Annotated in this window: 15 protein-coding genes; 7 read left to right on the top strand and 8 right to left on the bottom strand. The window is 61.4% G+C overall.

What is annotated here, in order from left to right:
* Positions 1-2 precede the first annotated feature (2 nt).
* From F6S08_RS21600 to F6S08_RS21575, 6 genes are all read left to right on the top strand, one after another.
* Positions 3-761 carry a sulfite exporter TauE/SafE family protein gene (locus F6S08_RS21600; RefSeq protein ID WP_027603982.1) on the top strand — a complete coding sequence of 253 codons (759 nt, stop codon included), beginning with the start codon at positions 3-5 and terminating at the stop codon, positions 759-761.
* Between the two features lie 16 nt (positions 762-777).
* Positions 778-1,257: a YbaK/prolyl-tRNA synthetase associated domain-containing protein gene (locus F6S08_RS21595; RefSeq protein WP_027603983.1), complete on the top strand. Its 480-nt coding sequence runs from the start codon at positions 778-780 to the stop codon at positions 1,255-1,257.
* Between the two features lie 405 nt (positions 1,258-1,662).
* A complete protein-coding gene (wecB, locus tag F6S08_RS21590) occupies positions 1,663-2,766 on the top strand; it encodes a non-hydrolyzing UDP-N-acetylglucosamine 2-epimerase (protein ID WP_074847370.1) in 1,104 nt (367 codons plus the stop codon).
* Complete coding sequence (locus F6S08_RS21585) at positions 2,763-3,869, top strand: glycosyl transferase (RefSeq protein ID WP_065923904.1); 1,107 nt, start codon at positions 2,763-2,765, stop codon at positions 3,867-3,869. The genes wecB and F6S08_RS21585 overlap by 4 nt, the downstream gene beginning before the upstream one ends.
* On the top strand, positions 3,847-4,758 hold the full coding sequence (locus F6S08_RS21580; RefSeq protein WP_315872329.1) for a glycosyltransferase family 2 protein: 912 nt from the start codon (positions 3,847-3,849) through the stop codon (positions 4,756-4,758). Before F6S08_RS21585 ends, F6S08_RS21580 begins: the two co-directional genes overlap by 23 nt.
* Positions 4,751-5,620 carry an NAD(P)H-binding protein gene (locus tag F6S08_RS21575; protein WP_065947614.1) on the top strand — a complete coding sequence of 290 codons (870 nt, stop codon included), beginning with the start codon at positions 4,751-4,753 and terminating at the stop codon, positions 5,618-5,620. The genes F6S08_RS21580 and F6S08_RS21575 overlap by 8 nt, the downstream gene beginning before the upstream one ends.
* On the opposite strand, the gene F6S08_RS21570 is transcribed toward F6S08_RS21575, so the two are convergent.
* From F6S08_RS21570 to F6S08_RS21540, 7 genes are read right to left on the bottom strand one after another with little or no spacing between them, the layout of a single operon-like run.
* The gene (locus tag F6S08_RS21570; protein ID WP_315872328.1) at positions 5,621-7,690 is read right to left on the bottom strand and encodes a glycosyltransferase; all 2,070 of its coding nucleotides are present in this window, start codon (positions 7,688-7,690) and stop codon (positions 5,621-5,623) included.
* Between the two features lie 13 nt (positions 7,691-7,703).
* Positions 7,704-8,681: a class I SAM-dependent methyltransferase gene (locus tag F6S08_RS21565; protein WP_315872327.1), complete on the bottom strand. Its 978-nt coding sequence runs from the start codon at positions 8,679-8,681 to the stop codon at positions 7,704-7,706.
* A gap of 19 nt (positions 8,682-8,700) precedes the next feature.
* Entirely contained in the window at positions 8,701-10,857 is a 2,157-nt protein-coding gene (locus tag F6S08_RS21560; protein ID WP_315872326.1) for a glycosyltransferase, read from the bottom strand.
* 11 nt (positions 10,858-10,868) lie between these two features.
* Positions 10,869-11,573: a 2OG-Fe(II) oxygenase family protein gene (locus F6S08_RS21555; RefSeq protein WP_065923900.1), complete on the bottom strand. Its 705-nt coding sequence runs from the start codon at positions 11,571-11,573 to the stop codon at positions 10,869-10,871.
* A complete protein-coding gene (locus tag F6S08_RS21550; RefSeq protein WP_137212739.1) occupies positions 11,566-12,888 on the bottom strand; it encodes a polysaccharide pyruvyl transferase family protein in 1,323 nt (440 codons plus the stop codon). Before F6S08_RS21550 ends, F6S08_RS21555 begins: the two co-directional genes overlap by 8 nt.
* A complete protein-coding gene (locus F6S08_RS21545; protein ID WP_065923898.1) occupies positions 12,885-14,153 on the bottom strand; it encodes an ABC transporter ATP-binding protein in 1,269 nt (422 codons plus the stop codon). Before F6S08_RS21545 ends, F6S08_RS21550 begins: the two co-directional genes overlap by 4 nt.
* On the bottom strand, positions 14,143-14,958 hold the full coding sequence (locus F6S08_RS21540) for an ABC transporter permease (RefSeq protein ID WP_074847364.1): 816 nt from the start codon (positions 14,956-14,958) through the stop codon (positions 14,143-14,145). The genes F6S08_RS21545 and F6S08_RS21540 overlap by 11 nt, the downstream gene beginning before the upstream one ends.
* A 256-nt stretch (positions 14,959-15,214) precedes the next feature.
* Here F6S08_RS21540 and F6S08_RS21535 point away from each other — a divergent pair, with 256 nt between their 5' ends.
* Entirely contained in the window at positions 15,215-15,673 is a 459-nt protein-coding gene (locus tag F6S08_RS21535) for an Hsp20 family protein (protein ID WP_027603994.1), read from the top strand.
* A 53-nt stretch (positions 15,674-15,726) separates the two neighbouring features.
* Here F6S08_RS21535 and F6S08_RS21530 read toward each other — a convergent pair whose 3' ends face one another.
* Entirely contained in the window at positions 15,727-17,004 is a 1,278-nt protein-coding gene (locus tag F6S08_RS21530; RefSeq protein ID WP_315872325.1) for a cation:dicarboxylate symporter family transporter, read from the bottom strand.
* Between the last annotated feature and the right edge of the window lie 35 nt (positions 17,005-17,039).

Raw genomic sequence — 17,039 nt, 5'->3', positions numbered from 1 at the left:
TCATGGTCGATATTGTCATCCTTTGCGTGTTCGCCTTCGCCGCCGGCCTGATCGATGCGGCGGTGGGCGGCGGCGGACTGATCCAGATTCCCGCGCTATTCAACGTGCTACCCACCGCTCAACCGGCGGCGCTGCTGGGTACCAATAAGGTCGCGGCCGCCTGCGGTACCGCATTCGCGGCCCGGTCCTTCGTGCGCAAGGTGGTGATCGACTGGGGACTTGTGATCCCCGCCGCCTGCGCGGCCTTTGTCATGGCCTTCTTCGGAGCCGCCACGGTGTCGTTCGTACCCCAGTCGATGATCCGGCCGGCGGTGCTGGTGTTGATTGTGCTGATGGCGATCTACACCTTCTGGAAAAAAGATTTCGGCGCCCTGCACAAACCCATGCGCATCGGTACCAAGGAAAAACTGCTGGCGATCGTCATCGGCGGCGCCATCGGTTTCTACGATGGTCTGTTCGGTCCCGGCACTGGCAGCTTCCTGATCTTCCTGTTTATCCGCTGCTTCGCCTTCGACTTTCTCCATGCCTCGGCATCGGCCAAGCTAGTGAACATCGCGACCAACGTAGCGGCACTGATATTCTTCATTCCGACGGGTAACGTGCTCTACCTGATCGCAATCCCCATGGCGGCATTCAACATCCTGGGCGCGCTCACCGGCACCTGGCTGGCGGTTCATAAAGGCGTGCCCTTTGTCCGGGCTCTATTCCTGGTGTTACTGGTGATTCTGATCAGCAAGCTGTCCTACGACCTGTTCCTGTAAACCAGAGGAAAACTCCATGCATCCCATGTTTGATCGCCTCGTGGCACTACTCGATGCCCGCTCTGCGTCCTACCGGGTGTTGATGCACGATGCCGAGGGCCAGTCGGCGCGCGTCGCCGAAATCCGTGGCACCGAGCCCGGCCAAGGCGCGAAGGCCATGCTTTGCGCCCTCAAGGGTCAGGCCGGCCCCTATGCACTGGTGATACTGCCAGGCGACCAAAAGCTGGACATGAAGAAAGTCGGAGCGGCCCTGGGCGGGAAAAAAGCCGAGCTGGTGAAGGCCGAAACCGCCATGGAACTGACCGGGTGCCGGATCGGCGCCATCCCTCCTTTTGTTTTCGATGAGCGGATTCAATTGATCGTCGATCCGGCCTTGACCACAGGCTACGCCGAAATAGCCTTCAACGCGGGGCGGCTGGATGCGTCGATGGTGCTCGATACGCAGGACTATCTGGCGATCGCCATGCCTCGATTGCTGGATATCAGCCAGGCCTGAGCAGGCGTTTTCACAGACGCTGCAAAAAAACGGATAGCCGCCTTGGCCTGTTATGCACTGTAACTGGCCGGTCTTCAGGCTCGAACGACGGGTCGGTCACGTCATTTCCAGAGCACCCGCATCAGGCATGAACCGGTGCGCTCATTCCCTGGCGTAGATTTGCGGGAATTCGTCGGGACCAGGCCGTCCTTTAGTCCATCCACCGTGCAGGTATTGCAGTCTGTGTCTATGCTGCAGTATGGGCGTCGAGACCCGCTACGAACCTGTCTCGACGCCGCACTCTCGCTGTCCGCAGTCCGGATTTTCACCATTACAGCATCAAAACAGCACAGCGGAATGTGCGTGAGCATGAGCTTGAACGCCTGAGCGATTCAGCCACTTATCGAATAGGGAAATAGGCTTGATGTGTCGGTAAAAAAAATTCTTTGCGTGGTCGGAACGCGTCCCGAAGCGATCAAAATGACCCCGGTCATTCTGGCCTTGAAGCAGCAGGGCTGGGTCGATGTGCGTGTGGTCGCCACGGCACAGCATCGCGACATGCTGGATCAGGTCCTGGCGTTTTTCGGCATCGAGCCCGATATCGACTTGGACGTCATGCGACCCAATCAAACCTTGGCCACCCTGACCGGGCAGTTATTGCTCAAGCTGGATGTTGTCCTGCTCGAAGAACGGCCCGATGCGGTTCTGGTGCAAGGCGATACCACCACGGTGATGGCCTGTGCCCTGGCCTGTTTTTATCGGCGTATACCGGTGGGGCATATTGAGGCCGGCCTGCGCACGTGGGATCTGCAGCATCCGTTCCCCGAGGAAGCCAACCGGGTCATTGCCGGTAAATTAGCGCACTGGCACTTCGCGGCAACGCAAGGCACTCGGCAAAACCTGCTGAAAGAAGGCGTAGCCAGTGGGGACATTTTCGTCACGGGCAACACGGTGATCGATGCCCTGCTCATGACCGCGGCCAGTGAGGTGGAGATCGGCCTTGATCTTGATCCGAGCAAGCGCCTGGTGCTGGTGACGGCCCATCGCAGGGAGCATTTTGGCGCGCCGTTTCTCGACATCTGCCGAGCGCTGCGCACCCTTGCCGAGAACAACCCTGGGGTTCAGTTTCTCTACCCTGTGCACCCGAACCCGAATATCCAGGACGTCGCCCAGGCGTGCCTGGCAGGTATACCGAACTTCAGGCTGTGCGCGCCGCTGGGTTACGCGGCGTTCATCGCCGCCATGAAAGCGGCGTATTTCATCCTGACCGACTCGGGAGGCGTCCAGGAAGAGGCGCCGGCGCTGGGTAAGCCGGTGCTGGTCATGCGGGATGAAACCGAGCGCCCGGAAGCGGTGGAGCAGGGCAGCGTCAAGCTGGTGGGGGCCAACTATGAACGTATCATCGAGCAGGCGCAGCGCCTGCTTGACGATGAATCGGCCTACCGTGGCATGGTACGAGGTGTTTCGCCCTACGGCGATGGGCAGGCTGCCGGGCGTATCGTGAAGGTCCTGCGCGAGCACTTTTCTTGAAGCGCCTGGTATTTCTCTCGCCGTTGCCCTGGCACAGCTTCGCCCAGCGGCCGCACAAGTTTGTCAATTGGGTGCACAGCCGCACAGGGGCGTCGGTGCTCTGGGTCGATCCTTATCCCACGCGGCTGCCCAGATGGAGCGATCTCAAGGCGGCTGCGCCCTGCGCGCAAACGAGTCCACCCAGCGGTACGCCGCCATGGCTCACCTTGATCAAGCCTGGCGGTCTACCGATAGAACCTCTACCGGGCTCGGGCTGGGTGAACCGCTTTTGCTGGCGGCATGCATTGAGCAGGATCGATCAATTCACCCACGCCTCCCCAGCCTTGCTCGTGGTCGGCAAGCCCTCGGTCCTGGCACATCTGTTGTTGCAGCGGCTTCGTCACTGCGCGTCCTTGTATGACGCGATGGACGATTTCCCGGCGTTTTATACCGGCCTCTCGCGATCGGCCCTGGCGCGCCGTGAGCGGCTGATCGCCCAGCGCGTGGACGTCATCTGGACGTCGAGTTCCGTGCTCGACGCGCAGTGGCGGCGTTATCGCAACGAGGTGTGCCTGGTGCTGAACGGCCTGGACTTGGCGGCGATCTCTGCCGTAAAGCGGGCGTCGACGTCATCGAGTCGAAAGGTTTTTGGCTACGTGGGCACCCTGGCCACCTGGTTTGACTGGGCCTGGGTGGCGGCTTTGGCCGAAGCCAGGCCCAACGATGAAATTCGTTTGATGGGGCCGATCTTCGGCGCCGTGCCCGCGCACTTGCCTAGCAACGTAGTGGTGTTGCCTGCCGATAATCATGGCGCGGCGTTGGCCGCCATGGCCGAGTTCGACGTGGGCTTGATTCCTTTCAAAAAGACCCTGCTCACCGCGTCGGTCGATCCGATCAAGTACTACGAATACCGCGGCCTGGCATTGCCGGTGATCTCGACTGACTTCGGCGAGATGCATGGCCGTTCAGGGCTGCCGGGTGTTTTCATCAGTCACTCGCACAGCGATATTGCCGGGCTGGCCGAGGCCGCCTTGCAGTGTGAGCGCAATGCGGATCAAGCCCGTGCATTTGCACTGCAACACTCATGGGAAGCGCGTTTTGATGCCGCCACGCTTCATCCATGACTGCGACGTGATCGTCGTCAACTACAACGTCGGCACGCTGCTCGGCGAATGCGTGGCGTCGGCCTTCAGGGAAGGCGCGCGGCGGGTGATTGTGGTGGACAACGCCTCGAGTGACGGCAGCCTGGCGTACCTGGATGGGTGCCTGGCCGATACGCGCCTGAGCATCATCCGGAATCAGCGGAATATGGGCTTTGCCTCGGCCTGTAATACCGGTGTGGGGGTGTCGAGTGCCGGCGCATTGTTGTTCCTGAACCCGGATTGTGTCCTGCTGCCGGGCTCATTGCAGGGCATGATGGAAGCGCTGCACGCGGATGCCGCCACGGGCATGGTGGGGGGCTTTCTATGCAACCCCGATGGGTCCGAACAGCCGGGCGGGCGTCGGGTGTTTCCGACCCCCAGGAGAGCATTCGTCCGGGCTTTTGGCTTATCGCGCCTGGATGGAGTGTTTCCCACGCTGTGCGCCGACTTCCTGTTGCATCGTGAGCCGCTGCCCACCGAGCCCGCCGCGGTGGAAGCCATTTCCGGTGCCTGCATGCTGGTCAAGCGTGAAGCGTTGAAGTCTGTGGGCCTCTGGGACGAAGGCTATTTTCTGCATTGCGAGGATCTGGACTGGTGCATGCGCTTCAAGCTGAAACAGTGGCGCGTCGTGTTTGTGCCACAGGCGCGCGTCATGCACTGGCGGGGCGCCTGTAGCCGGAATCGACCGTTTTTTGTCGAGTGGCACAAACACCGAGGGATGGTGCGGTTCTACGCAAAGTTCTTCAGGGTCAACTACCCCAAGGGGTTGTGGTGGTGGGTGGTCCTGGGGGTGTGGCTGCGCTTCGGTTTGGTCTGCATCTACCATGGATTCAATTGGTTGCTGGGACGATCCCGGGGTGGGCATGCCTGAGGTCACGGTCGGTGTGCTGGGGGCCAGTAGCCTGGTAGGCCGCTGCCTGCTTGCGTTGCTTGTGCGCGAACAGTTCAAGGTCGTCGCTTTTTCCCGCCAGCCCCGGCACGGCAGCGACAGTGACACGGTCAGTTGGCAACGGCTTTCTGAGACGGGTGTAAGCGCGTATGCCGCGCCGATTCCCTACTGGATCTGCGTGGCACCGATTTGGACGCTGCCGCAGCATTTTGCGCTGCTGCAGGCCTGCGGAGCGCGCAAAGTCGTGGCCTTGTCTTCCACCAGTCGCTTTAGCAAAAGCCACTCCGTCGACTCCGCAGAGCGGCGCCTCGCCAACCTGTTGGGCGATGCCGAGGCGCGTGTTGAGCAGTGGGCGCAGGACCACGGGGTGCACTGGGGCATCCTGCGTCCGACCTTGATCTACGGCCAGGGCCGCGACAAAAACATCACCGAGATCGCACGCTTTATTCGGCGCTTCGGCTTTTTCCCGCTGTTGGGGGGCGCGATGGGGCTGCGTCAACCCGTGCATGCCGAGGATGTGGCGAGCGCCTGTGTGCGTGCGTTGCAGGCACCCCAGGTGTGCCGCCATGCCTACAACCTCAGCGGCGCAGAAACATTGCCCTATCGGGAGATGGTCTCCCGCGTGTTCACCGCGCAGAAGCGCCGCCCGCGTTTTCTCACGGTGCCGCTCTGGGTGTTCCGGATGACGTTGTGGCTGTTGCGAGTACTGCCACGCTACCGCCATTGGTCGGCGGCGATGGCGCAGCGCATGAACCAGGACCTGGTGTTCGAGCATACCGAGGCTGCCCGGGATCTTGGCTTCGCGCCCAGGGGATTTTTATTGTCACAGGACGACCTGCGTTAGTTACTCATATTCATGGGGCACCCACGGGCCCCACTTGGCTTCATAGATCGCCTTGTTGCGCTCGAACAGGGCTTGGCGTTCATCCCGGTTCATGAGCGCGAACGATGCCGAAAGCTGGTGATGGATAAACGCATCGCGGGCGCAGGCATTCACCAGGCCGGCGTGTTCGACACGTCGGCAGTAGTCGTCATCCTCGAAGAATCCACGGCCATAGACTTCGTCGAGCGGGCCGATTCGCGTGTAGGTACTGCGCGGCATCATCACGCAGAAGAACGCCAGGGTCGGCAGCCGGACCACCTCGCCAAGGTGGCGGCAGGTAAAGCGCCGAGCCGCTTGTGGCATGTCTGCGAGGTTGGTGTAGTCGATGTCGATCCTGGCCTGGTTGCCGATGTTGTTGGTCACCGGGCCAATCAGGCCAAGCTCGGGATTGCGTTGTAAATGCCGGCGCAAGGTACTCGCCCAGCCGCTGGTAACCTGCGTGTCGTTATTGAGCAGCACCAGGTACTCACCGTTGGCGATCGCCAGGCCCTGGTTGTTCGCGGCGGCGAAACCGCGGTTGTCGGTGTTGAGTACGATCGTCTGGCCGCTGTCGGCCGCCCATTGCGAGAGAAATTCAGCGGTGCCGTCACTGGATGCGTTGTCCACCACGATGATTTCCAGTTCAGGCCCCTCGCTGTCGTGCTCGAGGCTGTCCAGGCACGCCCGCGTCAGCGCCAGGTTGTTGTAGGTCACGACGATCACGCTGATGCATGCCGCGTGGTCGCGGCGTTCGGCCAGGGTGATGAGCGCATCGGCGCGGTGTGTCCAGGTTTGTCGGGCAGCGAACGCCTGACGCTGGGCAATCTGTTCGGTCGTCGCTGGCAGCAATGCCCGCGTGATTGCGGCAATGAACGCCGGGCCGTCGCGGCCAACCTGCACCAGGGAGCCGAATTGTTGCATTTCTGGCAGGTCGACCGAGACCACCGGTTTCCCGGCACTCAGGTACTCGTAGACCTTGACCGGGTTGGTAGCGAGCGTCAGTGCCGTGATGTGAAACGGCACGATGCCCACATCGAAGCCATGCAGGTAATAGGGCAGGGTGGCATAGGGCACTTCGCCGGTGAATTCTACGTTCGCATAGCCACTCAATTGCGCCCGCGCGCCCACCGTATCGGCGCCGATCAGCAGCACCACATGCTGTGGAAACGCCTCGGCGATGCGGGCGACGAGTGCCTGGTCGAACCAGTGTGCAATGGCGCCGTAGTAGCCAATCACCTTACGTTGCAAGCGATCCCGGTAGATCGAGACAGGTGGGGTGCAGAACTGGGTGAAGTCGGCGGCATTGCGCAGGATGGCGCGAGTTTCATTGGCCTGGGCCGGCCATTGCTCGGCCAACCAATCGGAGGTGAACAGCCGAACGTCCGCGTTGCGCACCAGCCGTTGCTCCAGCTGCAGGATGCTTGGGCCGTTGTCGCCGAAGCCTTGATGATGGTCCATGCAATCGTAGATCAATCGGCTGTTGGGTAATTCACCGGCAATGTCACACCAGAAAGGGTGCTGCACCAGTGAAATGACCCGGGCGGAACCGGCCCAGAGGAGTACCTCGCCAATACTGCGGCACAGCTGCCGAACCAGTGCGGCGTCAGGCGCTGCGGCGTAGATAAACGGTGCACCACGGGCAAACAGCTTGACCTGGAACAACCGCTGGGTCTGGTCCAGCGACTCGAGTTCAAAGCCGGCCTGGGGGGCGTGTATCAACGAGGCCGATACGTAGATGACCCGCCGCCCGGTGGCGCTCAGCACCTGGGCCAGTTGCTGCGGGCGCTGGTGGCGCAAGTCCCAGTCGATAGCGCCCCAGATAATGTAATCCGCCAGTCCGGCCTGTTGTGGCTGAGGCGCAGGCTGAGACGACGGCGCTGGGTCGGCGAAGGTTTTCATCGGTTGCAGTACGCCGCGCAATGCGCGCGCAGCGGGCAGCAGTGCACGTCGGTAGATGACTGCCAGGAGTTTTTTCGCGCTGGCCGGCAACGGCAGCCGGTGATACACCGCGCGCCAGCGCTGCCGGCCAGATGGGCGTCGCTCGATCAGCATGGGCGGGGCGACCTCATCCTGACGTTTTCGGCGATGCGGCGACCACCACAAAGTCGCTTTTCAGCGTGCCCGACTCGATCAGCCCGTCTTCGATGTCGAACAACATCTGCAGCACCCTGAGGGACTGCGGGTTGTCCGCGGTGAAGTTGCCGGCGATACCGTGCAGCAGAAACTGCAGCAGCGAACCGCCGCAGAGGTTCAGCGCACGCACATCAAAGTGCTCCTGCACCACCTGCAGAATATCTGCCGAACGCACGGCTTCCGACGGGTCGACTTTCACCACCTCGGCGGGGTCGGGCAGTGGCACGACCTGTTGAACCTGGCCGTATGAACCCTTCACGAATGAGCGGCGCAAATGCTCGGGAATCAAGCCGAACGCATGGCTGATGGCCGCCCTTTGCTGGGCATCAAAGGCAAAGTGATTGGCCCCGACATATTCATTGAAAAACAGCCAGCCGCCGGGTTTCAGGCTATGGCGAACCCGCTGGCAGACCACTTCCAGCTCGCGGATATGGTGCAGTGAGCCATTGAACCAGACTGCGTCGTAGTGATTGCCTGGCAGGTCAGTGCGTTCGATATCACACAGGGAGTACTGGATCGTCGACGCGCCCATCGCCAGCGCCTCGGCTCTGGCCACCTCGAGGGCGGCAGGCGCTATATCCACGCCGTCACAGTGCTCGAACGCCTTGAGCCTGTAGAGTTCGCGCTCCAGGGTGCCGGTGCCGCAGCCGATGCTCAGCATCCGTGTGCCTGGCGCCGGGTTGCCGAGAAACTCCTTCAGGCAGTACTGCACCCAGCCCGGATGGCCGCTGCCCGCCGTTGCCTTGTGCTGATGGCGGCGTTGTACGGTCGGTACCGCCAGCCAATAGACATCCGCAGAAAAGGCGTCGGAGCCGGCCATGTTTTCTGACCAGTGATCCGCTGTGACTTGCTTGTCGGCGCCGATCCCTTCGCGCTTGCCGTTGAGCTTGTGCATGATTCGCTTGAACACGGTGTCTTCCTTTGGTTGGTCAAGGGTTACCCGATTTGCGCTGCGGTTCAGGGCGCGTCCATGTGCCCCATTTGCTTTCAAAGTACGCCTGGTTCTTGTCCCACAGCGCTTGATACTCGCCGCTGGCAATCAGCTTCTTGAAGGACGCCTGCCCGTAGTGGTGGATAAAGGCATCCTCGGCACACACGGTCCTGAGGCCGGCCGCCTGGATGCGCCGGCTGTAGTCATCGTCTTCGAACATGCCGATGCCGAACGCCTCATCCAGCCAACCGATGCGTTCCAGCACCTCGCGGCGCATGGCCACGCAGAACATGGCGAGCATGCTGATATCGAAGGTGCGACCGCGATGCCGCGCGACGTGTTGATCGGCGAAGGCCTCCATGTGTTCGAGGCCGACGTAGTCGACGAGCACTTTCGCTTCGTTGCCTACCGAGTTGGTCATCGGGCCGACCAGGCCAATCTGCGGGTCTTGCAGGTGGCGCAGCAACGGGTCGACCCAGCCCTTGGGCACCACGGTATCGTTGTTGAGCAGCACCAGGTATTCCCCGGCCGCCAGGCGCAGCCCCTGGTTATTCGCGGCGGCGAAGCCCAGGTTGCTGTCATTGAGCACCAGGGTGACGTTCGCGTGGGTGCGGCCCAGGTAACGCAGGTAGTTGCGCGTGTCGTCCGAGGACGCATTGTCGACAATGATCAGTTCGTAATCGGGGTACGTGGTGTTGCGCAACAGGCTTTGGATGCAGCCCTGGGTCAGTTCGACATTGTTATAGGTGACGATCACGATCGACACTTTCGGGTGCAAGGACTTCAGCGCACTGAGGTTGGCGTCGAAGCGGTGGCGCCAGTCATTGGCGCTGGCGAGTGCCACGCGCCGGCTGGCGGCCTGGGTATCGGTTTCGTTCAGGGCGCGCTCGATCTGCTCGATGAAGGCCTGCGGTTCGCTGGCGAAATACACGAAATCCGCGTAGATCTGCATTTCTTCCAGTGGCACCGACACCACCGGTTTGCCCGCGCTGATGAATTCGTAGAACTTCACCGGGTCGACCGCATGGGTCACGTTATACAGGCGAAACGGGATCAGGCAGACATTGAAGTGGTAGAGGTACAACGGCATCTGTGCATAGGGCTTCCTGCCGAGTAAATGCACATTGGGCAGGCGGTCCAGCCCGGCCAGGTCCTTGACGAAAATGTCGCCGATCAACACAAAGTTCCAGTCCGGCCGCAGCCGGGCGATGCCCGCGATCAAGGGCAAATCGACCCATTCGGCCAGGGCACCGTAGAAGCCGATCAGCGGCCGCTCGATCTCCGCCATCAAGGGGTTGGGCACACAATTGCGCTCGAAGAACTCGACATCCACGCCATTGCGCAGCAACAGGCAGTTGCGGCTCATCGCGGCCCATTTTTCCTGCAGCAGGGCGGCGGTGACCGTCACTAGGTCGGCGTCTCGGACCAGGGTGTGCTCTTCCTCCAGCAACGTCGCGCCGATCCCCGGAAAGCCCACCCAGTCATCCATGCAGTCGTACTGGATTTTCCAGCCGTGGGTGCCGCGCAACCGATGCGCGAGCGCAGACCAGAACGCCAGGTGCACCACGCTGACTGCGGTTTTTATGCGCCAATCCTTGGCCAGCGCATCGATTGCGTTGGCGTAGGTTTGCAGGTGTTTTTCCGACATGCGCTGGGTGTAGCAGTCTACGAACTCGTCGCGCTGCAATGTCACCTCGAATACCCCGGGTGCCACTTCCAAGGTGCTGTAGGCCTGGCCAGGCTCGGCGCTGCGGGAGGGCATGATGTAGAACACGCGGTGGCCGTGACGGGCGAACTGGCTCATCAACTGCTGGGGCCGCTGGAAGCGTGCGGCCCAGTCGATGTTGGCGAAGCAGAGGATGTCGAAGCGCGCCTCTGGTGATGCTGAATCAGCCGATGGCGACAGTGTTTTTTTCGATGCAGTGTGCAACGGCAGATATTGCCCGTGCAGGAAGTCGGGCGTGTCGGCTTCTGTGTGCGGCGCCCGATACCTCAACCAATGCAGCAGCGCCCGCAAGGGCTTGGTGATCCGCCACGAGCGGGTATTTTTCAACATGGCGATGTAGGCCAGCGCCGCGTCTCGCTCCCTGATGGCCGCATCGCGTTCCATGCGAACGCTTTCGCGCTCAAGGGTGGCCAGAGTGTCCTTATCCATGATGCCGTCCTTCATGAAAACCTTGTGTTGTGCTGTTCGCCGTAAGCGTGCAGAGGTGTCGGGTCGTTGTCCGGCCACATCGAGCTGGTAGAGCCGGGGCGGTAAAACGTCACCGTCACGCTGCGCCTGGAAGAACGACAACCCTCGACCACCCGTGAAACCGCATGCCAGGAGTTGTCGGCGCGCACCAGAATCGCCGAGTTGCCGACCTCGGGCGTCACTTGCGCGACGATATCGGTGGGCCTGGCAGAGCCGAGGATCTGCAGGCAGCCGCCATCGGCGGGGTCCCAGGTCTGATTGAAGTACAAAATGTGCGTGACCAGTTTGTCGTCTAGGTCCGGGTGCGGCCCGAGGTTGGCCCCGGGGCCGTAGTGGAACAGGTTGGCCTCCATGGGGACCTCGGTCACGTCCACCCCGGTCAGCGCGGAGAGGGCCTGGCGGTACTGCGGCGAACAGAGGCTGTGGGCCAGTGCCAGCCATTGCGGGCTCAAGGCTTGTGGATTGACCACTTCGTGGCTGCCCATGGCGATCAATTGCCGCGCCTCGTATTCGTAGTCCTTGGCCCCGCCGTAGCCGGAGACCGTCTTGAAGTGGTCGTGCGGGTAGGTTTCGGCCAGCGCCTTGGCATCGTCGGGGGTGTAGAGCGCACCGATTTGCGCCCAGGAAAAAGGCACGGTCTGCAGGCGGTGGGCCGTCAGTTTGCTCAGGTCAATCATGTCGAAGGGCTCCCAGCCATTTGTTCAGGGTTCGGCGCAGATGGCGCAATGGCGCCGTCAGCTTGAACGAGTTGGAGCGGTACAGCTTTTCCAGTGCCTGTTGATGTTGCTCGCGTTCGTGTTGCCGCTCGGCGGCCTGGCTTTCGAGGAGTGAGTGCAGGTCTTCGAGAACACCCGGCAAGGCTTGCCAGTAGCGGTTGAGCGCGGGCTGCGTGGGCCTGCGACCTTCGCGGATCAACTCGGCCACGCGGTCCCAATGTGCGTCGATCTGTACCATCGCGTCGGCGGTCACCTGGGACACCGGTTGCTTGCCCAGCTGTGCGCGAAACCACTGCGGATCAATCGGCTGGTCCCGGCGTAATTGGAATATTCGTCCATGGCTCGGCAGCGCAGTGTATTTGCCGGTGCCCAGGTCCGCCGAGCAGAAGATCGGCACACCAAAGGCCAATGCACTGATCGCCAGGTGGTAGCTGTGTCCGATTACTCCTTCGGCATGGGCGAGCAGTTCTGCCAGCAGCAGGGGCTCTGGCCAGAAGGGCAGGCAACGCGCGCGCGCAAGGCCGTCGCCCAGTACGGATTCGTGATCACCCAGTACTGGCCCTATGGGCAGCAGCAGCAGTTGCACGTCCTCGAACTGCCCGGCATGGGTTTGCCACAGCTGCAGGAAGCTGTTCAACCCCCACATCGCATGCACCACCAGATAGGGTTGGGTCAGGCCGGCGCTGCTGCACAGCTCCAGGAACGGGGCAGAAGGCGATTGAGGGTCGAGCAGGCGTGGCAGGCCAAAGGCCGTGTCGGGAAGCACCTCGACCTGGGCCGTCGGTGACAGTTGGGCCAGGGCCGATTGGGACAGCGCATCGCGTACCCTGATGTGCGGGCTGTGTTCGAGGGTCAGTTGCACCAGTGGTGCGGCCCACGGCGGGATGTCGTTGCAATGCATGCCCGGCGCATTCCAGATCAACGGGATGCCATGTTGCAGCGCGATCAGCGCGGGCGTCAGCCAGTAGCCGGTGGGGTGGTGAATGGCGGCATCCGGGGGGTAATAACCGCTTGCCACCAGCTTGTCGAAACGCACAATGAAACCACCGCCGATCAATACTCCATCCAACTGACCGGCGATGTCCGGCAAACGGCTCAGTGAGGTGACCTCGTACGGCCATTCGGACGGCGTTTTCCCGTGATAGGAAAACCGGTGCAGCGTTATCGTGCCCAGGCGCCGGGTCAATTCCGCCTCGGCGAGGATGGGAAACAGCAAGTCGCCATAATTGGCGACATCGAATGTGCCGAAGATCCCGACCTGCCACTCTCGGCTCATTGCAGCACCCCCGGTTCATTCGTGTGAGGGGCAGGACCGGCCTCTATTCCCAGATCGACGAAACCAAGGAATTCCCGGGGGCCCGGCAAGGTGTCGAACGCCAGCAGCGCGACCTGCTTCTCGATAAGCTGCGCGGTTTCTTCGAGGTGGCCATTCATCAGTTTCAGCGTGATGTGGTACTTGCCCGCCGCAAGGTTGGCGGGGAAGCGGACGTTGAGCGTCGCCTTGCGCCAGCCCTCGTGCGCTGCCTCCAGGTGCAGCGGCAGGTTGGCGCCGCCGATCACCAGCAGCCGGGCCTCCTGGATCGTCACGCTGAGGGTCGGCAGCTCGATGCTTTCGCGTACCCGGGTTTCGATGCGCAGCTGGATGGTCTCGCCATACACAAAACTCGAATACAGGCTGTCCGTGTTGGTAAAGCAGGCCGCAACGATATGCCCCTCATCGGTGCCAAAGGCGATGCCTGCCTGTTGGGCAAGAAACGCCTTGGGGGCGACCGCCACCGCGCCGCCGCTGGCCCAGCGACGCTGTTCGTCACGCATCTCCAGCAGGTAGAGTTCGGCCATTTCTTCGGGAGAGCCACTGGCACGCACCTGGCCTTCGCGCAGGTAAATCACTCGATTGCAAAAGCGCTTGACCATGGCCATGTCATGGGACACGAACAGCAGCGTCGTGCCTTGCTGGGTGAGTGCTTCCAGCCGATTGAGGCACTTGAACTGGAAGGACGCGTCGCCCACTGCCAGGGCTTCATCGACGATCAGGATGTCGGGGTCCACGCACACCGCGACGGCGAAGGCCAGTCGCACCAGCATGCCGCTTGAGTAGGTCTTGGTGGGTTGGTCGATGAAGTCGCCAATATTGGCAAAGTCGGTGATCTGGGCAAAACGGGCGTCGATTTCCGCGTGACTGAGCCCCAATACCGCACCGTTCATATAGACGTTTTCACGCCCGGTGAAATCGTGATTGAAGCCCGAGCCCAGCTCCAGCAACGCCGCCACGCGGCCATGGCTCTCAATGCTGCCGGAGGTGGCACTGAGCGTGCCGCAGATCAGTTGCAGCAGCGTCGATTTGCCGCTGCCGTTGCGACCGATGATCCCTACCGTTTCACCTTTGCACAGTTGCAGCGACACGTCCCGCAGTGCCCAGAATTCTCGATAGAACTGCTTTTGCCCGCGAGACAACAGCTGCCACAGGCGATCCCTGGGCGTGTCGTAGATGTGGTAGCTCTTACTCAGGTGGGCCGTTTGTACGGCGATGTCAGAGCACATCGGCAAATCCTTTGCGGGTTTTCTGGAACCAGGTGAACCCCAGCCAGGCGATACCCCCGGCCACCAGCAGGCCGCAGGCCCAGGTGAAAGGGTCCGGTATCACGCCCCAGAACAGCACGTCACGGGCCTGTTCGACCACCAGGGTGAGCGGGTTGAGGTGAAGGATGCCCTGGTAGGCCGGCGGAAATGCGCTGGTCGGGTAAAAAATCGCCGAGACAAACATCAATGCCGTGGTCAGCACGCCCACCACCTGGCCGACATCACGCAGGTAAACCCCCAGCGCTGCCAATAGCCAGGTGACTCCCAGTGTGAAGAGCGCCAGTGGCAATAACACCAGGGGCAGCAACACACTGGTCAGGGGCGGCCAGCCGAAAAACACCAGGTGGAAGACCAGCCAGATCACCAGGCTGGCCAGGGTGTGGAACAACACGGCGCCCAGCACCACCCACGGCAGGATCTCGAGGGGGAACACGACTTTCTTGACGTAGTTGGCATTGGCGATGATCAGGCCCGGCGCACGCCCCACGCATTCGGCGAACACGTTGAACACCAGCAGGCCGGCAAATACCAGCAGCGCAAACTCGGTGCGCGAACCGTCGCCCGCGGGCCAGCGCAGCTTGAACATCACGCTGAACACGAAGGTGTAGACCAGCAACATGAATAGCGGGTTAAGGAACGACCACAACAGCCCCATGATGGAGCCTCGATAACGCCCAATCACTTCCCGCTGGACCATGGAAAACAACAACTCCCTGTGTCGCCACGGGCTGGAAAACATCCCTGCCCGCGCGTTTGTTTCACTCATGCAGCGATTCCCATTGCCAGTGCAGTGCGCCCATGAGTCTAGTCAACAATTGTCGTTTCGCTATGTGGCGTTGAGTGATTGTTCGACCTAGGGGGATGCTCATTGCGTCAGCCTGTCTGCACGCAATCACAGCAGCGGATAAATTTTTTTGCTGGCGCTGCTTGAAATTTTTTCCCCTGAACCTACTTAGGTTTTACGCGATGCCGAATACGGGTCGCGTGTCAAATCACTTGGAGAAAACTCAGGAGATTTTGCAATGGCTACTACTCTTTCGTTGGCCCCACTGTTCCGTCATTCCGTCGGCTTTGACCGCTTCAATGACCTTTTTGAATCGGCGCTTCGCAGCGAGGCCGGTACCACCTACCCACCTCACAACGTCGAGAAGCACGGTGAAGATCACTACCGGATCGTCATCGCGGCGGCAGGCCTGGTGGAGGATGACCTGGAGATCCAGGTGGAAAAAGGCGTGTTGACCGTCGCCGGCGGCAAGCGCGAACACGATGAGGGCATCACCTACCTGCACCAGGGCATCGCCCAGCGCGCGTTCCGTTTGTCGTTCCGCCTGGTCGACCACATTGAAGTGCAGGGCGCACAACTCGCCAACGGGTTGCTGAGCATCGACCTGCTCAGGGTGGTACCGGAGGAAGCCAAGCCTAAGCGCATTGCGATTGGCGGTGCTGCCAAGGCCGAGGTGAAATCCATCAGCGAGCAGTAAGGCTGGAATGAATAAAGGCGCTCTTCGGAGCGCCTTTATTCGTAGCGTTCACATTACAGCGTGGGAACATTTCTCCCTCTAGACTCATGCCCCGCCCGCCCCTCACGCCCCTCCCACTTGGCAATCACCAACGGCGCCAGCGCATTGCCCAGCACATTCAGCGCCGTGGTCGGCATCTCCATCAAGCGATACACCCCAGCGATAAACGCGATGCCTTCCAACGGCAAACCCGCGCTGGCCAGGGTGGCCGAGAGGATCACGAACATGAATCCCGGTACTCCGGCGGCCCCCTTGGAGGTGAGCACCATGGTCACCACCAGCAAGGCCTGATCGCCCAGGCTCAGGTCGATGCCGTACAACTGCGCGACGAACAGGGTGCCGATGCCGAGGAACAGGGAAGCGCCGTCGAGGTTGAACGAGTAACCCACCGGCACCACAAAGCTCACCAGCGAAGGGGGTACGCCGTAGGTTTCGAGTTTTTTCATCAGTTGCGGCATCACCGCCGCCGAGCTGGCGGTGGAGAAGGCCAGCACCAGCTCATCCTTGATATGGCGCATCAGCGCGAACAGGTTGATCCCGCACACGCGCGCCACCAGGTTGAGCACCACCAGCACAAAGAACGCGATGGCCACATAGCTGACCATGATCAGCTTGGCCAACGGCAGCAATGAGCTGAAGCCGAAGTTGGCCACGGTCACGGCGATCATGCCGAACACGCCGATGGGCGAGTAGGCCATGATCATCGAGGTGACCTTGAACATCGCGTCGCTGACCCCGCGCAACAGCGCGATGACCGGGTCCTTGCGCTCGGCGGGCAGGCGCGCCACGCCCAGGCCGAACATCACCGCAAAAAACAGCACCGACAACAGGCTGCCCTGGGCCATGGCGTTGACCACGTTGTCGGGGATGATGCCGACGATGATCTGCCCCAGGCTATGACCGGCGCCGTTGCTGGTGGGCAGGGTGATATTCGCCGCGTGCAGGCTGGACAGTTCAGTGCCGGCGCCGGGCTTGAGCAGGTTGCCCATGACCAGGCCGATGATGATCGCCAGGGTGGTGATGCAGAAAAAATAGCCCAGGGATTTGACCCCGATACGGCCCAGGGATTTGCCGTCACCGTGGCCGGCAATGCCCACCACCATGCAGGCAAACACGATAGGCACCACGATCATCTTCATCAGCTTGATAAAGATATCGCCCGCCGGTTGCAGGAGATTGTCCACCAGCCACGGTCGGGACTCGGGAAAGCGGTGCAGCAGGGCACCAATGGCGATACCGGCGAGCAAGCCGATCATGATTTGCCAGACCAGCGCGATACGGGGCGTGTGCATGGGAATGCCTCATTTGAGATCAATGATTTTTAAGT

Source organism: Pseudomonas sp. JV449, from assembly GCF_032424295.1.
Classification (GTDB): domain Bacteria; phylum Pseudomonadota; class Gammaproteobacteria; order Pseudomonadales; family Pseudomonadaceae; genus Aquipseudomonas; species Aquipseudomonas marginalis.
Note: the sequence above shows the minus strand (reverse complement) of the source record. Positions and strands in the feature narration are given on the sequence as shown.